Raw genomic sequence first — 23668 nt, forward strand, 5'->3', positions numbered from 1 at the left:
GCCCCTTTCCTAACCCCTTGTCGAAAGTCCCCCGCAGCCCATAGCCTTGCGCCGCGCCGGTGCCGATGCCGTCCCGGCCTGAGCTGAGCCGAAGGGATGGGGTCGGCCCCTGATGAAGCGCACATCACGTGACATCCGCACCACGAACCGCTACCAGGTGCTGCGCCAGATCATCGCCGAGTCGCCCACCTCCCGGCAGGAGCTGGCGGCGGCCACCGGGCTGAGCCTGGCCACGGTCGCCACGCTCGTCGGTGAGCTGCTCGACCTCCGCATGATCACGGAGGTCGGGTTCGAGGACTCGGCGGGAGGCCGCCCGCGGGGTCTCGTGGCCGTCAACGCGTCGGGAGGCGCGTTGATCGGCGTCGACATCGCAGAGACGTACGTCCATGTCGAGCTGTTCGATCTCGCGCTGAACGTCCTGGCCCGCGCCGAGGAGGACGTCCGCCCCGGCGAGAGCCTCCCCGAGCAGGTGGTCGGCCATGTCGCCGCCGCCGTCGGCTCGGTGGTCGCGCAGGCCGGGATCGAGGGCGCCCGGGTGCTCGGCGTCGGCGTGAGCGTGCCGGGCCAGGTGGACCGCGCGACCGGCATCTCGGAGTACGCGCCCAACTGGGACTGGCACGACGTGCCCCTGCTCGACCTGCTCACCGAGCACATCGCCTACCCCCTCTACCTGGACAACCCGCTGCGCGCCGGTGCGGTGGCCGAGCTGTGGTTCGGGGCCGCGCGCGGGCGCGGGAACGCCGTGGTGGTCAACCTCGGCACCGGCGTGGGCGCCGGCCTGATCCTGGGCGGCGGGCTGCACCGGGGCGTGAGCAACAGCGCCGGCGAGTGGGGCCACACCACGATCGTCCTGGACGGCCGGCTGTGCCGCTGCGGCAACCACGGCTGTGTGGAGACGTACGTCGGCGCGCCCGGCATCATGCTGAACCTGCGCGAGCTCAGCCCCGGCAGCACGCTGCTGCACCCGGAGGACCAGACCGCCACCATCGACGCGCTGTCCCGGGGGATGCTCGAGCAGGACCCGGTGGCGCTCAAGGTGGTCCGCGACACCGCCCGCTATCTGGGTGCCGGCATCGCCTCCCTGGTCAACATCTTCAACCCCGAAGTGGTCGTGCTCAGCAGCTGGGTCGCGGCCACCCTCGGCGAGCCGCTGGTCGCCGAGGTGCGCGAGGCCGTCGCCCGGCACGCGCTGCCGCGGCCGATGGCCGCCACCGAGATCGTCCTCTCCCCGATCCCCACCGACCCGGCCTGCCTGGGTGCGGCGACGTTCGCGCTCGAAGGGGCGCTGCAGTCGGTCGGACAGAGGAACGGAAAGAAACGCACCACCCCCGCAAGGAGCCGTACCGCACCACCTTCATGACGACGGAAGGGATGCACATGACTCAGCCCCACCCCAGAAGATCGGTCCTCCTGACAGCAGCAGCCGCACTCGCTGTCGCCGGACCCCTGATATCCGCACCGCCCACCTCGGCCGCGACCCCCACGGCGGCCGAAGTCTCCCCGTACGCCGCCCAGACCATCGACAACATCGGTGCCTCGGGCGCCTGGTGGGTCAACGACCTCAAGAACTTCGACCCGAAGGTCCAGGCGAAGGTCGCGAAGCTGCTGTTCTCCGCCGACGGTCTGGACCTCAGCAACTACCGCTACAACATCGGCGGTGGCGGCACGGGCGTGACCTACGCGCCGCGCGCTCCCGAGGACTTCCTGAACGACGACGGGACGTACGACTGGAGCAAGGACAAGGCCGGCCGCACGTTCCTCTACTACGCCGCCAAGTACGGCGTCGAGGACCTGGTCGCCTTCGTCAACAGCGCGCCCGCCCAGTGGAAGACGAACGACAAGAGCTGCGGCGGCTATCTGAAGACGGAGAACGAGCAGGACTTCGCGAAGTACGTCGCGGACGTCACCGACCACTTCGCGAAGCAGGGCGTGAAGTTCGACTACATCAGCCCCTTCAACGAGCCGACCAACAGCTTCGACAGCTGCGGCCAGGAGGGCATGCTGGTCCCGGTCGACCAACGCGACGACATCGTGCGGGCGTTGGGGGCAGAGCAGGACGCGCGGCACCAGAGGACGAGCATCATCGCCGACGAGTCGAGCAGCACGGTCGGCTTCAACACCGAGCTCCCTCAGTGGATTTCGCAGCCGGACACGGCACAGTACGTCTCCAAGCTCGCCCACCACACGTACAACAACCCGGGTGACGACCAGCGGGCGAAGATCTACGAGACCTCGAAGTCGGTCGGCAAGCAGTCCTGGTCGACGGAGATCTGCTGCTTCGGTAAGGGCGGCACGGGCTGGGCGCAGGAGTACGACCCCACCATCGACGGCGGTCTGAACCTGTCCCGGATCATCTACAAGGACTTCGCGACCGCGCACGACTCGGCGTTCCAGTGGTGGGTCGCCCTGTCGGAGATGATCGGCTCCGACCCGCTCGCGAAGAACGACGAGGGCTGGAACGACGGGCTCATCTACTACGACCCGAACTACGCCACCAACGGCAACCAGACCCTGTACTACACCAAGCGGTACTACGCGCTCGGCCAGTACAGCAAGTTCGTCAAGCCGGGCTCGGTCGCGCACAACGTGACGGACGCGCCGGACGGCGTCGAGGTGTCGTCGTACGACAAGGACGGCAAGTGGGTGGTCGTGGTCAACAACCACAACACCACCGACACGGCACTGAATTTGCACTTCAACAGCAAGACGCCGGTGCGGGCGAGCAAGGCGGTGCGCACCTCGGCCACGGAGGAGTGGGCGAACGTCGCCAAGCCCTCGGTGAGCGGCGGCACGGCGTCCGCGACGCTGCCGGCCCGCTCCATCACGACGTACGTCTTCGACCAGAAGGGGCACGGCAGTTCGGCCGTCACGGGCGCCCTGCAGGGCAAGCAGTCCGGCAAGTGCCTGACGGCGGACACCTCGGGCGCGGCGATCAACACGTGCACCGGCGAGGACGTCCAGTCCTGGTCGTACGACCGCAAGGGCGCCCTGAAGGGTGCCGGCGGCTATCTGACGGCCGGGAGTTCGGGGCTGGCGACATCCGCCGAGTTCACCGGTGACGCGACCCAACGCTGGCTGCTGAACTCCAACGGCCAGATCGTCAGCGAGGCGTCCGGGCAGTGCCTGGACGTCGGCGGGCAGGCTACGACCGACGGCAGCAAGGTCGGTCTGTGGACCTGTAACGGCGGGACCAACCAGGCGTGGTTCCGGCAGTGACGCGTAGCACCTGAAAGTGGGTTGCGGGCCGCTGGTGCGGCGGCCCGCAACCCGTGACGTCCGGTATCCCGAACGCTCCACAACGCTTCGAACAGACTTCGTCCAACCCCTTGCCGAAGCCTTAGCCGAAGGTTAACGTCCCGCACCGCAACCCCATTTGAGCCAACTGGCGCTGAGCCGCAGAGCCACAGGCGCAGAGCCGCAGCCGTACTCGAGACAAGGACGTCAGCATGTCGGCAATGAGCAACAACAACTGGGACCGCCGTACCGTGATGCGGGCCGCGATGGGCCTGGCCGCCGCCGGCGGACTCGCCGCGTGCGGCGGAAACACCGGCCGCAGCAGTTCCGGGGACAGCCTCACGCAGTACTTCCACGCGTACGGCGAGGCGGGCACCGAGCAGGCCATCAAGAAGTACGCGAAGGCCTACAAGGGCGCCAACGTCACCACGCAGTGGATCACCGGCAGCAACTTCGAGAACAAGCTGTTCCCTGCCCTGCTCACCAAGAACGCGCCCGACGTCTTCGAGTTCCACCCGCAGCTCCAGATGGTGACGAGCGGTCAGGTGGCGGACCTGAGCGACCTCATCGACCCGGTCAAGGACGACTTCAACCCGGCCGACATCGCCTCGCACACGGTCGACGGGAAGATATACGGCATCCGGATGATCGACGACCCGCAGTTCTTCTACTACCGGCCCTCGCTGTTCGAGAAGGCCAAGGTCGAGGTCCCGGAGACCCTGGAAGACCTGATCGAGGCCATCAACAAGCTCACCACCGACAAGGTCAAGGGCGCCTTCCTCGGCAACGACATCACCCCCGTCCAGAGCCCGCTGATCTGGTCGGCCGGCGCGGACACCCTCAACGCGAAGAACGAGATCGCCTACCACACGGACGCCGTGGCCGACGGTCTGAGCCAGCTGCGCAAGCTGTTCACCAGCGGCAACCTGCTCCTGGACGCCCCCGCCGACTGGTGGGACCCCTCCGCCTTCACGCAGGGCCTGACCGCGATCCAGTGGTGCGGCATGTGGGCGATGCCCGTGATCCAGAAGGCGCTCGGCGACGACGTCGGCATCTTCCCGTTCCCGAAGGTCGGCGACGCCGGCAAGCCCTCGGTCGTCAACGGCGGCTGGTCGATGTTCGTCAACGCCAAGAGCAAGAACCTCGACGCGGCCAAGGAATACGTCAAGTGGCTGTGGATCGACCAGAAGGAGTACCAGGAGGACTGGGCGCTGTCCTACGGCTTCCACATCCCGCCGCGCACCTCGATCGCCGAGTCCGCCACCAAGCTGAAGTCGGGTCTGCCGGCCGAGGGCGTCAAGCTCTTCACCGACTACGGGCACTTCGACAACATCGGCTGGACCCAGGCCATGATCGCCGCGGTGAACGACGTGATCGCCAACTCCGTGCGCAAGAACGGCAGCCCGGAGGCCGCGCTCGACGCCTGCGACAAGAAGGTCAACGCAGAGCTCAAGAAGCTCTTCGGATAGGCCGGCGGACGGACCACACCATGTCGACCACCACCAAGATCGACCTCGCGACCTCCGCCTCGGCGGGGCCTGAGAAGGCCCGGCCGCGGCGGAGTCTGCGGGCCAACGCCACCCTCAACTTCTGGCTCTTCACCGGGCCCTTCCTCATCGGCCTGGTGATCTTCGTCTTCGTGCCGATGGGCTGGAGCATCTACCTCAGCTTCTTCGAGGCACGCTTCACCGTCTCGCCGAGCACGTTCATCGGCTTCGACAACTACCGGGCGATCCTGGACAACCCGGACTTCACCGGCTCCCTGGTCACCTTCACCGTCTTCGCCGCGTTCATCGTGCCCACCACCTGGGGGCTCTCGCTGGGCCTGGCGCTGCTGGTGAACAGGCTGCGTTTCATGAAGGCGTTCTTCCGGTCGGTGTTCTTCCTGCCGACCGCCGTCTCGTACGTCGCCGCGGCGCTGATCTGGAAGATGTCCATCTTCAACGGCGTCCGCTTCGGCATGGCGAACACGATCGTCGGCTGGTTCGGCGTCGACAACGTCGCCTGGCTGGCCAACCCCGACCCGCCCTGGTACTGGCTGGTCATCGTCACGCTGCGGCTGTGGCTGCAGGCCGGCTTCTACATGATCCTGTTCCTGGCGGCGCTGCAGAACATCCCGGCGGAGCTGTACGAGGCCGCAGCCATCGACGGCGCCAAGCCGGGCTGGCAGACCTTCTGGTACATCACGCTGCCCCAGCTGCGGGCCACCTCCACCGCGGTGATCCTGCTGCTGTTGATCGCCGCCTACCAGGCCTTCGACGAGTTCTGGAACCTGCTCAGCAGGGCGACCTGGGGCCAGCCACCCCTCGTCGAGCTGTACAAGACGGCCCTCGGCGAGAGCCAGGACTACGGTCAGGGCAGCGCGGGCGCCGTCATCCTGACCCTGCTCATCCTTGTGATCACGCTCTTCCAGGGCAAGATCATGGGCTTCGGAAGGGGTGAGGAGTCCAAGTGACCACCACCGCACCTGAGGTCAGGAAGACCCCCGGCAAGAAGCGCGGGGGCAAGGTCATCGGCAACACCGGCCTGTACGTCGCCACCGGTATCGCCGCCCTGCTGTTCCTGATCCCGTTCTATCTGATCATCCGCAACGCCCTGATGACGGACCCGGAGATCACGGGCGAGAACTGGAAGTGGTTCCCCACCGACATCCAGTGGGGCAACTTCACCGAGCCGTTCAACGACGACACCGTCGACTTCGGCCGGGCCCTGTGGAACTCCTGGGTCGTCGCCATCCTGCACACGACCGGCATCCTGCTGATCTGCTCGCTCGCCGGGTACGGCCTCGCCCGCATCCCGTACAAGCACGCCAACAAGATCTTCTACATGGTCCTGGTGACCCTGATGATCCCGACGGCCGTCACCTTCGTGCCGAGCTTCGTGCTGGTGTCGTCGCTGGGCTGGGTGGACACCTACCGCGGTCTGATCATTCCGGCCCTCTTCAGTGGTTTCACCTGCTTCCTGTTCCGGCAGTACTTCCTGGGGTTCCCCAAGGAGCTGGAGGAGGCGGCGCGCGTGGACGGACTCTCGTACTGGGGGGCGTACTGGCGGGTCGTCGTGCCCAACTCGCTGAACTTCTTCGCGGCCATGGCCACGATCACGTTCATCAGCGGCTGGAACTCCTTCCTGTGGCCCCTGGTCATCGGCCAGGACCCGAGCTCCTGGACAATTCAGGTCGCGCTGTCCTCGTACATGACCAACCAGACCGTGAACTACCACCTGATCTTCATGGCCACCGCCATTTCCATCCTTCCCTTGTTGTTCGTGTTCCTCTTCCTCCAGCGCTGGCTGGTGCAGGGGATCGCGCAGACCGGCATCAAGGGCTGACACCTTCTTTCGAATACCTGGAGACCGATGTCTTTCCGCACCACCGCCTTCGACTACGTCGAGGACGTCTCGCCGGGCAGCGGGGCCCTCCCGCCCCGTGCCTGGTACCCGTCCTCGGACGCGAAGGCGCTGTCCCTCAACGGCAGCTGGCGCTTCCGTCTGTCCGCGACCGTCGACGCCGAGGACGACTCGTTCGCCGAGGAGGGCTACGACGCAGGGGGCTGGGCCGAGGTCTCGGTCCCCGGCCACTGGGTCCTCCAGGGCGACGGGGCCTTCGGCCTGCCGATCTACACCAACCACCTCTACCCGTTCCCGGTGGACCCGCCGCACGTGCCGACGGAGAATCCGACCGGCGACCACCTGCGGGTCTTCGACCTGCCGGCGGACTGGCCTTCGTTGTCCGAGGGGGGCGCCGTCATCCGTTTCGACGGCGTCGAGTCCTGCGCCCGCGTCTGGCTGAACGGCACGGACATCGGCGAGTTCAAGGGCTCCCGGGCCCCGCACGAGTTCGCGGTCGGGCACCTGCTGAAGCCGACGGGCAACGTGCTCGCGGTCCGCGTGCACCAGTGGTCGGCCGGCTCCTATCTGGAGGACCAGGACCAGTGGTGGCTGCCCGGCATCTTCCGTGACGTCACCCTGCTGCACCGCCCGGCGGGCAGCGTGCTCGACTTCTTCGTGCACGCCTCCTACGACCACGTCACGGGCGAGGGCACCCTGCGCGTCGACTCCGACGTCGACGGCCGGGTGACGGTGCCCGCACTGGACATCGATGTCGCCACGGGCGAGTCGGTGACGGTCCCGGTCCTGCCGTGGACGGCTGAGAGCCCTCAGCTGTACGACGGCGTGCTGACCACCGAGGGCGAGCTGGTGCCGCTGCGCATCGGCTTCCGTACGGTCGTGCTCGAGGACGGCCTGATCAAGGTCAACGGCAAGGCGGTCCTCTTCAAGGGCGTCAACCGCCACGAGTGGCACCCTACGATGGGCCGCGCCCTCGACCTGGAGACCATGCGCGAGGACGTGCTGCTGATGAAGCGGCACAACATCAACGCCGTGCGCACCTCGCACTACCCGCCGCACCCGGCCTTCCTGGACCTGTGCGACGAGTACGGCCTGTGGGTCATCGACGAGTGCGACCTGGAGACCCACGGCTTCACCGAGCAGGCCTGGCGCGACAACCCGGTCGACGACGACCGCTGGACCCCGGCCCTCCTGGACCGTGCCGCCCGCATGGTCGAGCGTGACAAGAACCACCCGTCGATCGTCTTCTGGTCGCTGGGCAACGAGGCCGGCACCGGCCGCGGTCTGACCGCGATGGCCGAGTGGATCCACGGCCGCGACTCCTCCCGCCTCGTGCACTACGAGGGCGACTGGAACTGCCGCGACACGGACGTGTACTCGCGGATGTACGCCAACCACGCCGAGGTCGAGCAGATCGGGCAGCGGCTCGACGGCGGCACCCTGGGGCGCCGCGAACTCCCCTTCATCCAGTGCGAGTACGGCCACGCCATGGGCAACGGCCCCGGCGGCATCGCCGACTACCAGGAGCTCTTCGAGAAGTACGACCGGCTCCAGGGCGGCTTCATCTGGGAGTGGATCGACCACGGCGTCAAGCACCCCGAGCTGGGCTACGCCTACGGCGGCGACTTCGGCGAGGAGCTGCACGACGGCAACTTCGTCTGCGACGGGCTGATCTTCCCGGACCGCACCCCCTCCCCCGGGCTCCTCGAGTACAAGAAGGTCATCGAGCCGATCCGGATCGAGGGCGACGGCACCGACGGCACCGTACGGGTCACGAACAAGCACGACTTCGCCGACCTGTCGGCGCTCGTCTTCGAGTGGTCGTACCAGGTGGACGGCGAGACGGTCGAGGCGGGCACGCTGTCGGTGCCTTCTTTGAAGGCCGGCGAGTCGGCCGACGTGAAACTGCCGGAGCCTCCGTCGGACGCGCACGGCTCCTCGGAGTCCCAGTGGACGGTACGGGCCCTGCTGGCGTCCGACACCCCGTGGGCGCCGAAGGACCATGTCGTCGCGTGGGGGCAATTCCCCGCTGTCGTACGGCCGTTGCCCTCCGTCTCCCCGACCGACCGGCCCGTGCTCGGCGAGCGGCTGATCACCCTCGGCCCGGCCTCCTTCGACGCCCGCACCGGTGCGCTGAAGACGGTCGGCGCGGTCTCCGTCGAGGGTCTGCGCCTGGACGTGTGGCGGGCGACGACCGACAACGACGAGGGCACGGAGTGGCAGTCGGGCACGCAGTACAGCGCGCTGTGGCGCACGCTGGGCCTGCACCGTATGCAACACCGTCTGGACGCCGTTGAGTTGGGCGAGGACGCACTGACGGTGCGCACCCGGGTGGCGCCCGCCGCCCGTGAGGTGGGCCTGAGCACGGTCTACCGCTGGACCTCGGACGGCGACCGGCTGCGGCTGACCGTGTCCGTGGGCCCGGACGGCGAGTGGACGCTGCCGCTGCCCCGGCTGGGCATCCGGCTCGCACTCGCCGAGGCGGACCAGGTGAAGTGGTTCGGCGGCGGTCCCGGCGAGGGGTACCCCGACACCAAGTCGGCCTCGATGGCCGGCCGTTGGCACTCGACCGTGGACGGCCTGCAGACCCCGTACCTCCGTCCGCAGGAGAACGGCGCCCGTGCCGACGTCCGCTGGGTGGAGCTCGGCGGGCTGCGCATCGAGGGCGACCCGGAGTTCTTCTTCAGCGCCCGCCGCTGGACGACCGAGCAGCTGGACGCGGCCTCTCACCTCACCGACCTCGCGGCCGGCGACAAGGTGTGGGTCAACCTCGACAACGGCCTGCACGGCATCGGCTCGCAGTCCTGCGGTCCGGGCCCGCTGCCTCAGTACCACCTGCGCGCCGAGCCGACGGAGTTCTCGTTCGTGTTCTCGGCGATCGATTAGTCCAATCCACTGATCAATTAATCCATTGACCGATTGATCGACATTCTGCGACGGTGATGACATGCCCGCGGCCGGTCGGCGCTCCTGCCCGACCGGCCGCAACTTGTTTGACGTACAAGGGAGTTGATGTGGCTTGGATGCCGGCATCGAGGTCCGCGGCCTGTCCCGTACCTTCCACACCACCGTCCGCCGCCCGGGCTTCACCGGCGCGCTGCGGTCCCTGGTCAACCCGGAGCGGGTCGCCAAGCACGCCGTCTCCGACGTCAGCTTCGACGTCTCCCCCGGCGAACTCCTCGCCCTGCTCGGCCCGAACGGCGCCGGCAAGTCCACCACCATCAAGATCCTCACCGGCATCCTCACGCCCACCTCGGGCGAGGCCCGCGTCGCGGGTGTCGTGCCGTACGAGGAGCGCGAGCGCAACGCCCGTAACATCGGCGCGGTGTTCGGGCAGCGCACCCAGCTGTGGTGGGACCTGCCGGTGCGCGAGTCGTTCGCGATCCTCAGGGACATCTACGAGGTACCGAAGGCCGAACACGCCGCCCGGCTCAAGGAGTTCGACGACCTCCTGGACCTGTCGTCCTTCTGGGACACCCGGGTCCGTCATCTCTCCCTCGGCCAGCGGGTGCGCTCCGACCTCGCGGCCGCCCTGCTGCACGACCCACCGGTGGTGTTCCTCGACGAGCCGACCATCGGCATGGACGTGGTGGTCAAGGAGCAGGTGCGGGAGTTCCTGAGGTACCAGGTCGAGGAGCGCGGCCGTACGGTCCTGCTCACCACCCACGACATGACCGAGGTCGAGCGCCTCTCCGAACGCGTGGTCCTCATCAACCACGGCCGGCTCGTCCTCGACGGCAGCCTCGACGAGATCCGCCGCACGTTCGGCTCGACCTGGCAGGTCCGCGCGACGCTCGCCGACGCGCACACGGACGTCGCGGGGCTGCCGGGCATCGCGGTGCTGCGGCACGACGGCCCGCAGGTCGTCTTCGGCCCCGACGGCCCCGACGCACCCACCGTCCACCAGGCGCTGAAGGCGGTCATCGAGCGGTACGAGGTGACGGGCATCGCCATCGACGAGGCCGACCTCGAGGACGTGATGCGGGCCGCGTACGTCCACGCCGAGGCGATCTGACATGGCCGTTCTGCACGCGTGGCGCACCGCCCGCGTCACCCCCCTCGGGGAGCTGCACACCCCGCCCCGGATGACCGCCGTCCTGCTCCGGCTGACGGTGCAGGTGATCCTGGTCGCGTCCCTGTGGCACGGCCTGTACTCCCACACCGGCACGACCGCGGGACTCGACGTCGACCAGGCGGTGACGTACGCCGTGCTGGCCGTACTCGCCTCCCGGTTGCGGGAGTTGGACCAGTTCTCGGGCCGGGACACCGTGATCCAGCACATGCACTTCGGCACGATCGTCTACTGGTACCTGCGCCCGCTGCCGCCCCAGCGCTATCACGCGCTGCGCGCCCTCGGCGAGCAGCTGTACGGGTTCGCCTGGGCGCTCGGCGGATATGTGGTCTGCCTTGCGGCCGGGGTCGTCGAACCGCCCAAGTCGGCGGCGGTGGCAGGGGTGTTCGCGCTCAGTCTGGTGCTCGGTCAGCTGGTGCTGTACTTCGTGATGCTCGTCCTGGACCAGTTGTGCTTCTGGACCGTGCGCAACAACGCGGCGATGCTCATCCTGATCTTCGCGCAGAACCTGCTGTCCGGGGTGTACGCGCCTCTGTGGTTCTTCCCGGACTGGTTCGTGACGATGAGTCAGTTCCTGCCCTTCCAGGCGACGTTGAGCGTGCCGCTGTCGCTCTACATCGGCCGTATCCCGCTGTCGGACGCGGCCGGGCAGCTGGCGATCCAGGCCGTCTGGGTCGTACTGCTCTTCCTGTTCACCCGTTTCCTGTGGCGGCGGGCCGCCCGCCGTGTCATGTCCCAAGGAGGCTGATGCCTATGAATGCCGTCCGGATCGCCTGGCGCGTGACGCGTCTCAACTTCCGTGCCCAGCTGGAGTACCGCACCGAGTTCCTGCTGATGATCGCGATCGGCGCGATCTGGCAGGTGTCCGTGATCGTGTTCGCGACGGTGCTGCTCACCCGGTTCACCGGGATGGGCGGCTGGGACAGCTCGGAGGTGCTGCTGATCCCGGCGACGCGGATGCTCGCGCACGGGTTGTTCGTGCTGGTGCTGGGGCGGGTGCACCTCGTCGGCCGGCAGATCCAGGAAGGGAAGATCGACACCTATCTGCTGCGCCCCATGCCGGTGCACCGGCAGGTCCAGCTCGCCTTCTTCCCCACGAACGCGATCGGGGACCTGACGGTCGCGGTGGGTCTGATGGCGGGCGCGCTCAGCCGCAGCAACCTGGACTGGACGCCCGGCCGGATCTCGTATCTGATCGCCGCGATCCTCGGCGGGATGCTCCTGGAGGCGGCCCTGTTCACGGGGGTGGCCTCCGCCTGCCTGCGCTTCCCGGCCGCCGACTACTGGGGCCGCTGGCTGGAGGAACTGCTCGGCACGTTCGGCAGCTACCCGCTGAACGTCCTGCCGAAGGCGGTGGGCGGCTTCCTGACGTACGGTCTTCCGCTCGCGTTCGTCGCGTACTTCCCGGCCGCGATCCTCACCGGCCACGGCCACGACACCGGCGTCCCGTACTGGCTGGCGGCGCTCTCGCCCCTGCTGGGCGTGCTCGCGTACCTCGGCGCGCGGCTGCTGTGGCGGTGGAGCCTGCGCCACTACACGGGCGTGAACGGATGACGACCGCCACCGCCTCCCGTGACGGCCTACGGCCCCGCCTCGCGGTCTCCCTGGTGTTCGTCGTCCTGGGTGGCACGCAGGGCGGCTGGATGGCCCGGATCCCCGCGATCCGGGACCAGGTCGGCGTGGACACCGCGCAGTGGGGGCTGCTGAGCAGTTCGTCCGCCGCCGGTGACCTCGTCGCGATCGTAATGATCACGGTCCTGATCGGCCGGGTGAGCACTCGGCTGCTGAGCCTCGCGGCCGCCGCCCTGGTACTGCTCAACGCACCGGTGCTGGCGGGCGCGTCGGCAGTGCCCGCACTCGTCCTGGGCCTGACGGTGTGGGGGCTGTCGGCGACGTTCCTGGCCACGCCCGTCAACGCACTGGCCGTCGCAGTGGAGCGCCACCAGGACCGCCCGCTGATGTCGGGCTTCCACGCCTCCTACAGCTGCGGAGTGCTGGCGGGCGGCGCCCTCGGCACCCTCGCGGCGGCCACCGGGATCTCGCCGGGCGTCCAGATGGCGATCAGCAGTGGCGTCCTCGGGGCGCTGCTGCTGGCGTGGTCCCGCTGGCTCCCGGAGGAGTCGGTCGCCGTGGGCAAGGAGCAACGGCGGCCGCTGAAGCAGCGGTTCACGCCTCAGCTGGTGCTGCTCGCCGCCATCGCGTTCCTGGCCTCCTTCGCCGAGGGTGCGGCCTCGCAGTGGAGTTCGGTGTACACGGCCGACTACCTCGACGAGGGCGCGGCGCTCGGGGCGGCGACGTACACCTGCTTCTCCGTCGCGATCCTCGTCGCCCGGCTGCTGGGCGACCGGTTCGTGGCCCGCCTCGGCCGCCGGTTGTTCGTCCAACTCTCCCTGCTCACGGTCGCGTTGGGCGTGACGGTGGTCGTCGCCAGGCCTGCTCTCCCGCTGGCATTAGTCGGCTTCACGGTCGTGGGACTCGGCATCGCCTGTGTGCTCCCGGCGGCGATCGCCCTGGCCGGCCGGCAACCCGGGGTACCGGCCGGCGAGGGCGTCTCGGTCATCACCATCGGCCAGTGGCCGGGCTTCCTGCTGGCGGGCCCTGCCGTGGGACTGCTGGCCGGCACGACCAGCCTCCGCCCGGCCCTGGGGGCGCTGATCGTGTCGTCCCTCGCCGCCGCACTGCTGGCGCGGTGGATCGTGATCCCTAAGGACAGCTGAGCCGCGTGTCCCCGGTGTCGGTCGTGCAGGTGTCCGTGCCGAAGCCGCCGTTGGCGGTGTCGTTTCCGGAGACGTTGTCGACGGTGTTCAGCCGGTCGTTGCCGTAGTTGCCGATGAGGTTGTCGTTGCCGGGGCCGCCGTTCAGGGTGTCGTCGTTGAAGCCGCCGTCCACGCGGTCGTTGCCGTGGTTGCCGTACGCGGTGTCGGTGCCGTAGCTCGCGTTGATCGTGTCGTCGCCGCCGAGGCCGCAGATCACGTCGGTGCCGTAGGTGCCGGTGATCGTGTCGTTGCCGCTGGTGCCGATCCTGGTGCAGCCGCGGGAGTTGTTGACGGTGGTGGTGACCGTCGCGCTGTTGTTGGCGGGGGTCGGGTCGGTCTGGGTGGCGGTGACCGAGGCCCGCTCGGTGAGGGTGCCGGTGGCCCTGGGTTCGGCGACGACGGTCACGGTGGCCTTCGCGCCGGGGGCGAGGGTGCCGAGGGCGCAGGAGACGGCGGTCGTGCAGGTGCCCTGGGAGGGGGTCGCCGAGATGACGGTGCCGGCGGGTCCGGTGAAGGTGTCGGTGAGGGAGACGCCGGTGGCCGTGGCGGTGGTGCTGTTGTTGGTGACCGTCACGGTGTAGGTGGCCCGGTCGCCGATGCTGACGGTGCCCGTGCCGGTCTTGGTGACGGACAGGTCGACGCCGGTGGGCGGCGGGGGCGGCGGGGTACCGGTGCCGCCGAGGTAGCGGGCCAGGGCGCGGTCGTCGCCGTTGTTGCCGTACGCGACGATCCTGCCGTCGGGCTGCACAGCGACGGCGTGTGCCTCGTCGAAGAAGCCGAAGCCCATGTCGGTGGTCGTCCTGCCGCCGGTGCCGAAACCGGTGTCCAGGCTGCCGCCGGTGGTGTAGCGGACCAGGGCGAAGTCGGTGTTGGCCTGGCCCACGGCGACGATCCTGCCGTCGGACTGCAGAGCGAGGTCGAACGCGCCGTCCGCGCCGCCGTTGAAGTCGGTGGTCACGATGCCGTCGGTGTCGAAGGCGGGGTCGAGGGTTCCGCTGCTGGTGTACCGGGCGAGCGCGAAGTCGTAGGCGCTGTACCCGGCCGCGACGATCCTGCCGTCGGACTGCACGGCCACGCCGCGTGCCGAGTCGTCGCCGGCAAAGCCGGGCGCGGAGCTCAGGACGGTCGTGACCGTGCCGCCCGTGCCGAAGGTGCTGTCGAGACTGCCGTCGGTGGTGTAGCGGGCCAGCGCGAAGTCGTTGGGGCCCGAGGGACCGCCCGTGTCGCCGGCCACGACGATCCTGCCGTCCGGCTGGAGCGCGAGGTCGTAGCCGGAGCCGCCGCCGGCGAAGGGGGTGAGGACGTACCCGTCGGTGCCGAACCCGGTGTCCGGGCTGCCGTCGGGGTTGTACCGCGCCACCGCGAACCGGAGGTCGCCCAGACCGGCGGCACCCTGTCCGGCGGCGACGATCTTGCCGTCGGGCTGTACGGCGATCGCTCGGGCGACGCCTCCGGAGCCGTCGAGACCGAAGCCGGTGAGGACGCGTCCGCCGGTCCCGAAGCCGGTGTCCAGGCTGCCGTCGGCGTTGTAGCGGGCGACCGTGAACGAGCAGCAGCCGCCCTCCGACTCGCCGGACTCCCCCGCCACGAGGACCTTGCCGTCCGACTGGAGCGCCACGCCGTGCGCCCGGTCCTCACCGCCCGCGAAGTCGGTGACCGTCTCCCCGCCCGATCCGAAGGACGTGTCGACGCTGCCGTCGGCGTTGTGCCGCATCACCGAGAAGTCGGAGGACAGGTACTCGGCCTCCCGGTTGGTGCCGACGGTGACGATCCGGCCGTCGGCCTGGAGGGCGAGGTCCTGCCCCTCCTCCCAGTAGCCGCGGTCGACGGTGACCTTTCCGCCGGTCCCGAATGTGGTGTCCAGGTCACCGGGCGCCGCGAACGCGCCGTTCGGCACAGCGATGGTGAGCGCCAGCGCCGCCGCAAGGGCGAGGGCGGGGCTCAGGAATCCCCGTAGGGAAGGGAGGGTGGGCATGCGTCCAGCTTCCGGACGTCCGTACGACGCCTCGGCGCGACTGGCATGCGGTGGGCCCACTGGGCCGCAGAGTTCCACCCTCCGGGGTGACCGCACCGACAATCGGCCCGCCGCGTACGGGGGTGGGGTCAGGACCGCCGTATCGGTGTGAACAGCGCGGCCACCGCGATCAGTACGCAGCACACACCCGCCACCAGGCCGACCGGGGCCGTGCCCTGATGCTCCGCCGCCCAGGTGAGGACAGCCGCGCCGATCGGGGCCGCGGAGTAGTGGAGGGTCCAGAAGGCTGAGGTGACCCGGCCCAGGAGCGGTTCCGGGGTGATCTCCTGGCGCAGGGACATGGAGCAGGTGCCCGCCACGGCGACACAGGCGAGGAAGGCCGCACTCAGGGCGGCGACGACGGGTACGTCCCGCGCCCAGCCCATCCCGGCGAAGGCGAGGCCGCACACCGCGACCGAGCCGGTCCAGGTCGCGCCGAAGCCGAGCCGGCGGCGGACGCGGGCCACCAGCAGGGCGCCGGTGATGGTGCCGAGCGCACCGATGGCCATGACGGTACCGACCGTGTCGTCGTCGTGGCCGAGGTCGTGCTTGAGGTGGTAGATGAGCAGGTCGGTCAGGCCGAAGGTGAGGAAGCTGAAGACGAACAGCAGGGCGGTGAGCGAGCGGAGTACGGGGTGGCTGCGGAGGAACGCCGCTCCGGTGCGCAGGTCCCGCCACAGACCGGTGCGTTCACCCTTCTCGGCGGGGCGTGCCCGGAACCGTACGAAGACCGTGCACAGGGCCGACACGCCGAAGCTGGCCGCGTCCACGCCGACGGCGGTCGCCGGGCCGGTCAGGGCGGCCACCAACCCCGCGCACAGCGGGCCCAGTACACCCGCGGCCGCGGCGGTGGCGTTCAACCGCCCGTTGGCCTCCGTCAGTTGGCCGGTTCCGACCAGACTCCGCACGACGGTGACGTAGCCGACGGCGAACAGCGTGCCGAAGGCCTCGCACACCGGCAGGACCGCGTACAGCAGCCAGACCTGCGGTCCGAACAGCCACACCAGCGGGATCACGCCGTACAGCACCATCCGCACGAGGTCGCAGCCGATGAGCAGGCGGCGCCGGTCGACCCGGTCCACCACCACCCCGGCGAACACCGCCGCCACGACCGCGGCCGCCCCGCCTACGGCTGTCAGCAGACCCATGCTCGCGAGAGAACCCGTGGCCTCAAGTACCAGCAGGGGCAGGGCGATCAGGGCGAAGGAGTCACCGAGCACGGAGAGGGTCTGCGCGGCCCAGAAGACGGTGAAGTTCCGTTGCCGCCACAGCGGACGCGGGTCGTCGGGCGGTACGCGGGGTGTGCTGCTGCCGGATTCCCCGTCGCGCTGCGCCTCGTACGCCATGCCCCTCCCCCGTGTCCACGACAACCTCGGCAACCTTATGGTCACCGGTGACGACACGGAAATGACTTACCGCGCCCGCATCCGTCGTCCTCGTCGTCCCGCAGGAGAAGCCGTGTCCCACCGCCGTCGCCGTGTCCTCCGTCCCGTCCCGCTCGCCGTCGCGGGCGCCCTGATCGCCGCCGCTGCCGTCGCCGTCCCCCAGCTCACCCCGGACGCCTCGGCCGCGACGACCCTGCGCGGCTACGCCGACGCCCGCGGCGTGAAGATCGGCGCGGCCGTGGGTGACACCCCGCTCACCTCCGACTCGTCGTACACCACCGTCCTGGACCGGGAGTTCAACTCGGTGACGGCGGAGAACGCGATGAAGTGGGACGCGCTGGAGCCGAGCCGCGGCAGCTACAACTGGGCGGCGGCGGACCGGCTGGTCAACCATGCCGCCGCGCACAACCAGGGCGTACGGGGCCACACGCTGGCCTGGTACTCGCAGCTGCCGTCCTGGCTGAAGAACGGCGGCTTCTCCGCGACCGAGCTGAACACGCTCCTCAAGAAGCACATCGACACGACCGTCGGCCGCTACAAGGGGAAGATCTACGCCTGGGACGTGGTCAACGAGACGTTCAACGAGGACGGCTCGATGCGCAGTTCGCTGTGGCAGGACAAGCTCGGCACCGGCTACATCGCGAACGCGCTGAAGTGGGCCCACGCCGCCGACCCCGCCGCCAAGCTGTACATCAACGACTACAACATCGAGGCGGACAACGCGAAGAGCGACGCCCTGTACGCGCTGGCGAAGCAACTCCTCGCGCAGGGCGTGCCGTTGCACGGCATCGGCTTCCAGTCCCACTTCGTGGTCGGCGGGGTGCCGTCGACGATGAAGGCCAACCTCAAGCGCTTCTCCGACCTCGGCCTGGAGGTCTCCGTCACCGAGCTCGACATCCGCATACCGCTGCCCGCCTCCTCCGCCGAACTCGCCCAGCAGTCCGCGGACTACAAGCTGGCGAGCGAGAACTGCCTGGGTGTGGCGCGGTGCGCGGGGGTCACGGTGTGGGGCCTGACCGACAAGTACTCGTGGATACCGGGGACGTTCAGCGGATACGGGGCGGCCCTGCCGTACAACGAGAGCTACGCGGCGAAGCCCGCCTACACCGGGCTGTCGAACGGGCTCAACCCGGCGCTCTGAGCGTCCGGGACGTCCCGCTCCAGGGACCGGATGCCGGGTATGGGCGACGGCAGCAGCCAGAGCAGGGACAGCACCCCTCCGACGGCCGCCACGACGAACGTCGCCCTGAGCCCGATGCCGTCGGCCAGCGCCCCTCCGACGATCGCGCCGAGGGGGCGCACGCCGTAGTTGACGGTGCTGTAGGCGCCGACCACGCGGCTGCGCAGACCGTCCGGGACGACGGCGGCCTGCAGCGAGTTGAGGTTGACGTCGAACAGCATGACCCCTAGCCCGATGAGGAACTGGGCGGCGCCCAGCACCCCGGCGCGCGCCCACACGGGACCGCCGGCCACGGCCGCGAGGGCGAAGGGCGCCGGGAACAGGACGGCTCCGACGGCGATGGCGCGTCCCACGCCGATACGACGGGACGCCCAGGGAGCGATCAGCGCCCCGACGAGAGCCCCGCTCGCCCCGATGCCGAGGGTCAACCCGATGGCGCCCGGGGAGAGTTGGAGGACCCGTTCGGCGAACAGCACGACCAGGCCGGTACCCGCCAGGAACGTGAAGAAGTTGAGCGTCGTCGCACAGCCGAGGCTCGCCCGCAGCACCGGATGCCGGACGACGAAGGCCAGCCCGTCCCGGGCACCGCGCCACAGCGACGTCCCGTTACGGCGGTCCGGCACCGGCTCCTCGACCCGCACGGGCCCGAGCAGGACCGCCGACGCCAGGAAGGACAGCGCGTCGACGACGACGGCGACCGGCGCGGTCAGCGCCTGCACGAGGCCGCCGCCGAGCGCGGGCCCGGCGACGAGGGAGCCCGAACGGGCGGCGCCGAACTTGCTGTTGGCGTCGACGTACGAGGAACGCGGCACGATCCGGGCGAACAGCGGCATCCAGGCGCAGCCGGCCAGCACGCCCGCGAAGCCGCACAGCAGGACGACGGCGTACAGCTGCACCAGCGTCACGGCGCCCCACAGGTAGGCGGCGGGCAGCGTCAGCAGCACCACGGCCCGGAACACGTCACAGCCGATGATCAGCCGCCGCTTGCGCGCCCGGCCGTCCACCCACGTCCCCAGCAGCATCCCGAGAAGGTGCGGTGCCCAGGCGAGCGCAGTCAGCCAGGCCACCTGCCCGGCGGAGGCGTCAAGGACCGTGACGGCGATCAGCGGCACGGCCACCTCGGAGACCCGGTCGCCGACCTGGGAGACCGCGCTGCTGGTCCAGGTGAGCAGGAAGGGACGGTCGCGCCAGAGGGAGGTCACGCCTCCGCCTCGGGCAGGGAGTACCGCAGGAACCGTACGTCCCGGTATCCCGGCGGGCGTTCGTCGGCGCCACGCATGACATAGGGGGCGAGTACGGCCTCCATCGCGTCCTGGATGGCGGCGAGTTCCTCGGCCGACACCACGACCCGTGTGTTGGCCAGCCCGGCGAGCCGCCGCCAGTCCGGTTCCAGTTCCGGCTCGGTCTCGGTCGCCCACCGCTCGGCCTGCTGCGCGCCACGGGCGAACATCTCCCAGCCCAGCGCCCGCGCGGCCGAGGCACCGTCCTCGTCCTCCGGCACCTCGATCCGGAACCCGCGCGCCACCGCCTCCCACCGCCGCTCCCGCCGGTCGCTGCCGCTCTCGGCGTCCCGCACCAGCCCGAACCCGGCGAGATGCCGCAGATGCCAGCTGGTCACGGACGGTGTCGCGCCCACGTGCGGGGACAACTGCGTTGCCGTGGCGGGCCCGTGGCGCTGCAGCCGCTCGAGTACGGCCAGCCGTACGGGATGCGCGAGCGCGCGCATGGTCTTCGGGTCGGTGATCTCTATGTCGCCGAGACGATTGCCGGATGCCATGACGTGAGAGTGTCCTCTCACAAAGTATGAGAGTCAACTCTCATGACTCTCACTGTTTCCCCAACTGCCCTTGCCCGTCACACTGGTTGCCCCGAACCTGAACAACGTTCATCTCCCACACCCCCGAGCGGAGACACCCCCACCATGAGAAGACTCCTCGGCGCTCTCGCGGCCGCCGCCCTGGCCCTCACGGGCCTCGCCGCCACCGGCGCGACACCCGCCGCGGCCGCCACCACCGGCTCGTTCAACGTCCTGACCTACAACGTCGCGGGCCTGCCGGAGGGCCTGAGTTCCGGCAATCCGGAGACGAACACCCCGCTGATATCACCGCGGTTGGCGTCGTACGACATCGTGAACGTCCAGGAGGACTTCAACTACCACGCGGCCCTGTACGCGGGCGACAACCACCCGTACCGCACCGCGACCAGCGGCGGCGCGGGCATCGGCGACGGTCTCAACACCCTCTCGGACTACGCTTTCGAGGACTTCGAGCGGGTGAAGTGGAACAACTGCACGGGCACCAACTGCCTGACCCCGAAGGGCTTCACCCTCGCCCGGGTGCGCCTCGCCGAGGGCGTCTTCGTCGACCTCTACAACGTCCACACCAACGCGGACGACACCGACGACGCGCTGGCCGCCCGCCGCGCCAACGTCGACCAGCTGTCGGACTTCATCCAGGCGAACTCGTCCGGCAACGCGGTGATCGTCATGGGCGACACCAACACGCGCTACACCCGCTCCGGCGACAACATCCGCACCCTCGCCGACGAGAACGGCCTCACCGACGCCTGGGTGCAGCTGGCCAAGGGCGGCACGCGGCCCACGCAGGGCGCGGACGCGCTGCTGTGCCCGACGACGGCGCCGACGAACGACTGCGAGGTCGTCGACAAAATCCTCTACCGCGGCAGCAGCCTGTTCTCGCTGTCCGCCACCCGCTACAACAACGAGTGGGCGTCGTTCCTCGACTCCGCCGGGGGCAACCTCTCCGACCACTTCCCGCACACGGTCGACTTCTCGTACACCCTCAACTCGTCCCTGAAGGCCAGCGACTTCTTCGGCGGACCGCACGGCACGGCCTTCAACGACGCGGACAACCTGCCCTCCACCGTGTCACCCCGCACCCTGACCCTGCGCGGCGCCTCCCGCCTCGACGCGGTCTCCCTGACCCACGACGGCGGTACGACCCTCACCCACGGCGGCACCGGTGGCACGGCCACCTCCCTGACCCTGGCCTCCGGCGAGCACCTCACCTCGGTGAAGCTGACACAGGGTCAGAAGGACGACCGTACGCGGATCTTCTCGGCGGCCTTCACCACCGACAAGGGCCGCACCCTCTCCTCCGGCACGGCGACCTCGGACACGAAGACCTTCACGGCCCCGTCCGGCTGGCAGATCGTCGGGTTCACGGGACGGTCGGGCGACGAGATCGACAAGCTGGGGGTGCTGTACGCGCCGATCGGCTGACAGCGGCGCGGAAGACACCCAGGAGGCCCCGGAATGACCGACGACACCACGGTCCGGCTCGCCCACCGCGAGTCGGGCGATGCCGGGGCCCCGCCGCTCGTCCTGCTGCACGGGCTGACCTCGGACGGCACGGCCTGGGACGAGGTGGCGGCACACTTCGCCGACCGCCACCGCGTCCTCGTCCCTGACCTGCGGGGCCACGGCCGCAGCCCACATCCGGGGACGTACTCCTTCGAGCTGATGCGGGACGACGTACTCGCGTTCCTCGACGAACTCGCCCTGCCGGACGTCGTGTTGATCGGGCACAGCCTGGGCGGAGTGGTGGCGTACCTCCTGGCGGCCCTGCATCCCGAGCGGGTCACGCGGCTGGTCCTGGAGGAGACACCGCCACCCGTTCCCCTCGACCGGCCGGCACCGCAACGCCCTTCGGAACCGCTCGCCTACGACTGGGCGGCCCGCGAGGCGATCGTGGGGCAGCTCAACTCACCCGACCCGGCGTGGCGGGAGGCCCCGAGGGCCGTCGCGGTGCCCACGCTGGTGGTCGCGGGCGGGCCGGAGAGTCACCTCCCCCAGGACGAGATCGCCGCCATGGCCGCCCGCTTCCCCGCCGGCCGGCTCGTCACGATCCCCGCGGGACACCGCGTCCACGGCACACTCCCGGAGGAGTTCTGCGGGGCGGTCGCGGAGTTCCTCGCCGCCTGAGCGCCGGCCAGGCCCCGGTCAGCCCCCGGCGACATTCCCGGCGATCAGCCGCAACAACTGCTTCGCCAGCGCGTCCTGTTCAGGAGTCAGCCCCATGGCGTCGCCGATGGCGGGCGGCACCACACGGGCCCGCTCCCGCAGCTGCGCGCCCTCCTCGGTGAGCCGGATCGCGACCGAGCGCTCGTCGTCCGGGCGGCGTTCGCGCCGGAGCAGACCACCCGCCTCGAGGCGCTTGAGAAGGGGCGACAGCGTGCTGGACTCCAGCTGGAGGGCCGTACCCAGATCCCGTACGGAGATCGAGTCCTGCTCCCAGAGCACGAGCATGACGAGGTACTGGGGATAGGTCAGGCCCAGCTCGTCCAGAAGGGGCCGGTAGCGCGCGGTGACCGCCCTCGACGCCGCGTACAGCGCGAAGCACAGCTGGTCGTCCAGATGCAGGGATCCCTCGGTCGTCCGACCTGCGGCTGGGCTCACGACACGACTCCTGGCTCCTGTGGTTCCCGGGTTCCTCACGACGCTCACCACCCTACCTTTCAAGTCCCCTCGATTCCATCGAGCACTATTTAGTTGTGCACGACTTAATCGCACGCTACTCTTCATGGCATGCCGCAGCTCGGCGAAACCCGCCGTCCGAGCCTGCCCGCCGCATCCGATCCGAGGAGATCGCCATGACCGACACGACCACCCCGCGCCCCGTGCTCGAACCGGCGGCCCAGGCCTTCGTCGAGGCCACCGCGAACCCGCCGTACCTCTTCGACCTCGGCCCCGACGAGGGCCGCAAGACCGTCGACGAGGTGCAGTCGGGCGAGATCGCGAAGCCGGCCGTCGACGAGGAGTGGGTCACCGTCCCCGGCGGACCGGCGGGCAGCGTCCGGGCGCGCATCGTCCGTCCCGCCGGGGCCACCGGCCCGCTCCCCGTGATCGTCTACATCCACGGCGCGGGCTGGGTCTTCGGCAACGCGCACACCCACGACCGCCTCGTGCGCGAGCTCGCCGTCGGCGCCGGAGCCGCCGTGGTCTTCCCGGAGTACGACCTCTCCCCCGAAGCCCGCTACCCGGTCGCCGTCGAGCAGAACTACGCGGTCGCCCAGTGGGTCGTCGGGCAGGGCGCGGCCAGGAACCTGGACGCCACCCGGATCGCCGTGGCCGGGGACTCCGTCGGCGGCAACATGAGCGCCGCGCTGACCCTGATGGCCAAGGAGCGCGGCGACGTCCCGCTCGTCCAGCAGGTCCTCTTCTACCCGGTGACCGACGCCGCCTTCGACACCGGCTCCTACCGCCGGTTCGCCGAGGGCTACTTCCTGCGCCGCGACGCCATGCAGTGGTTCTGGGACCAGTACACGACGGAGGAGGCCGACCGCGCCCAGATCACCGCGTCCCCGCTGCGCGCCACCACCGAGCAGCTCACCGGGCTGCCCCCGGCCCTGGTCATCACCGCCGAGGCGGACGTTCTGCGCGACGAGGGCGAGGCCTACGCCAACAAGCTGCGCGAGGCCGGCGTCCCCGTCACCGCGGTCCGCTACCAGGGCATCATCCACGACTTCGTGATGCTCAACGCCTTGCGCGGGACCCACGCCGCCGAGGCCGCGATCAGCCAGGCGATCGGCACCCTGCGGACAGCTTTCGCGACGGCTTGACATCCCCTGCCGACGGGTGGCCCCGGGTCACACCGACCCGGGGCTCACCTGTATGAGCTAGTGTTTTGCCTAGGACCTCTAGGTATCCCATCGGAGATGTGC

At 69.7% G+C, this 23668-nt stretch carries 19 protein-coding genes; 14 read left to right on the forward strand and 5 right to left on the reverse strand.

What is annotated here, in order from left to right; genetic code table 11:
* The first annotated feature begins 112 nt into the window (after window positions 1–112).
* The 10 genes from IG08_RS0117310 to IG08_RS0117355 all read left to right on the forward strand — a co-directional run bounded on the left by IG08_RS0117310 (window position 113) and on the right by IG08_RS0117355 (window position 13368).
* Window positions 113–1360: an ROK family transcriptional regulator gene (locus IG08_RS0117310; protein WP_030602565.1), complete on the forward strand. Its 1248-nt coding sequence runs from the start codon at window positions 113–115 to the stop codon at window positions 1358–1360.
* An 11-nt stretch (window positions 1361–1371) separates the two neighbouring features.
* Window positions 1372–3216, forward strand: a complete 1845-nt coding sequence (locus IG08_RS0117315) for a glycoside hydrolase (RefSeq protein ID WP_030602569.1) — start codon at window positions 1372–1374, stop codon at window positions 3214–3216.
* Window positions 3217–3446: 230 nt separating this feature from the next.
* Complete coding sequence (locus tag IG08_RS0117320) at window positions 3447–4703, forward strand: ABC transporter substrate-binding protein (RefSeq protein WP_030602571.1); 1257 nt, start codon at window positions 3447–3449, stop codon at window positions 4701–4703.
* 20 nt (window positions 4704–4723) lie between these two features.
* Entirely contained in the window at window positions 4724–5689 is a 966-nt protein-coding gene (locus IG08_RS0117325; protein ID WP_030602573.1) for a carbohydrate ABC transporter permease, read from the forward strand.
* A complete protein-coding gene (locus IG08_RS0117330) occupies window positions 5686–6561 on the forward strand; it encodes a carbohydrate ABC transporter permease (RefSeq protein WP_030602576.1) in 876 nt (291 codons plus the stop codon). Before IG08_RS0117325 ends, IG08_RS0117330 begins: the two co-directional genes overlap by 4 nt.
* A 27-nt stretch (window positions 6562–6588) precedes the next feature.
* Window positions 6589–9465, forward strand: coding sequence for a glycoside hydrolase family 2 TIM barrel-domain containing protein (locus tag IG08_RS0117335; protein ID WP_030602577.1), 2877 nt, complete (start codon window positions 6589–6591; stop codon window positions 9463–9465).
* 133 nt (window positions 9466–9598) lie between these two features.
* Entirely contained in the window at window positions 9599–10594 is a 996-nt protein-coding gene (locus tag IG08_RS0117340; protein WP_030602578.1) for an ABC transporter ATP-binding protein, read from the forward strand.
* Between the two features lies 1 nt (window position 10595).
* A complete protein-coding gene (locus IG08_RS0117345; RefSeq protein ID WP_030602579.1) occupies window positions 10596–11399 on the forward strand; it encodes an ABC transporter permease in 804 nt (267 codons plus the stop codon).
* Between the two features lie 5 nt (window positions 11400–11404).
* A complete protein-coding gene (locus IG08_RS0117350) occupies window positions 11405–12205 on the forward strand; it encodes an ABC transporter permease (RefSeq protein WP_030602582.1) in 801 nt (266 codons plus the stop codon).
* The gene (locus IG08_RS0117355; protein ID WP_052424752.1) at window positions 12202–13368 is read left to right on the forward strand and encodes an MFS transporter; all 1167 of its coding nucleotides are present in this window, start codon (window positions 12202–12204) and stop codon (window positions 13366–13368) included. The genes IG08_RS0117350 and IG08_RS0117355 overlap by 4 nt, the downstream gene beginning before the upstream one ends.
* Here the strand turns inward: IG08_RS0117355 and IG08_RS0117360 are convergent.
* Together IG08_RS0117360 and IG08_RS0117365 are read right to left on the reverse strand one after the other, a co-directional pair.
* Window positions 13355–15382: a DUF11 domain-containing protein gene (locus IG08_RS0117360; protein ID WP_052424753.1), complete on the reverse strand. Its 2028-nt coding sequence runs from the start codon at window positions 15380–15382 to the stop codon at window positions 13355–13357. The genes IG08_RS0117355 and IG08_RS0117360 overlap by 14 nt on opposite strands.
* 128 nt (window positions 15383–15510) lie before the next feature.
* Window positions 15511–16767, reverse strand: coding sequence for an MFS transporter (locus tag IG08_RS0117365; protein ID WP_030602590.1), 1257 nt, complete (start codon window positions 16765–16767; stop codon window positions 15511–15513).
* Window positions 16768–16879: 112 nt separating this feature from the next.
* Here IG08_RS0117365 and IG08_RS0117370 point away from each other — a divergent pair, with 112 nt between their 5' ends.
* Window positions 16880–17947, forward strand: coding sequence for a glycoside hydrolase family 10 protein (locus tag IG08_RS0117370; protein ID WP_030602593.1), 1068 nt, complete (start codon window positions 16880–16882; stop codon window positions 17945–17947).
* Here IG08_RS0117370 and IG08_RS0117375 read toward each other — a convergent pair.
* A complete protein-coding gene (locus IG08_RS0117375; protein ID WP_043454530.1) occupies window positions 17908–19188 on the reverse strand; it encodes an MFS transporter in 1281 nt (426 codons plus the stop codon). The genes IG08_RS0117370 and IG08_RS0117375 overlap by 40 nt on opposite strands.
* Entirely contained in the window at window positions 19185–19763 is a 579-nt protein-coding gene (locus tag IG08_RS62485) for an ArsR/SmtB family transcription factor (protein WP_030602598.1), read from the reverse strand. Before IG08_RS62485 ends, IG08_RS0117375 begins: the two co-directional genes overlap by 4 nt.
* 144 nt (window positions 19764–19907) lie before the next feature.
* On the opposite strand from IG08_RS62485, the gene IG08_RS0117385 reads away from it, so the two are divergent.
* A complete protein-coding gene (locus tag IG08_RS0117385; RefSeq protein WP_030602600.1) occupies window positions 19908–21227 on the forward strand; it encodes a jacalin-like lectin in 1320 nt (439 codons plus the stop codon).
* 33 nt (window positions 21228–21260) lie between these two features.
* Window positions 21261–21929, forward strand: coding sequence for an alpha/beta fold hydrolase (locus IG08_RS0117390; protein WP_030602602.1), 669 nt, complete (start codon window positions 21261–21263; stop codon window positions 21927–21929).
* An 18-nt stretch (window positions 21930–21947) separates the two neighbouring features.
* Here the strand turns inward: IG08_RS0117390 and IG08_RS0117395 are convergent, their stop codons facing one another.
* Window positions 21948–22403 (reverse strand): MarR family winged helix-turn-helix transcriptional regulator, encoded by a 456-nt coding sequence (locus IG08_RS0117395; RefSeq protein WP_030602604.1) that lies wholly within the window; start codon window positions 22401–22403, stop codon window positions 21948–21950.
* Window positions 22404–22597: 194 nt separating this feature from the next.
* On the opposite strand from IG08_RS0117395, the gene IG08_RS0117400 reads away from it, so the two are divergent.
* Complete coding sequence (locus IG08_RS0117400) at window positions 22598–23566, forward strand: alpha/beta hydrolase (protein WP_030602606.1); 969 nt, start codon at window positions 22598–22600, stop codon at window positions 23564–23566.
* The last annotated feature ends 102 nt before the right edge of the window (window positions 23567–23668 follow it).

The organism is Streptomyces fulvoviolaceus (genome assembly GCF_000718165.1).
Classification (GTDB): Bacteria; Actinomycetota; Actinomycetes; order Streptomycetales; family Streptomycetaceae; genus Streptomyces; species Streptomyces fulvoviolaceus.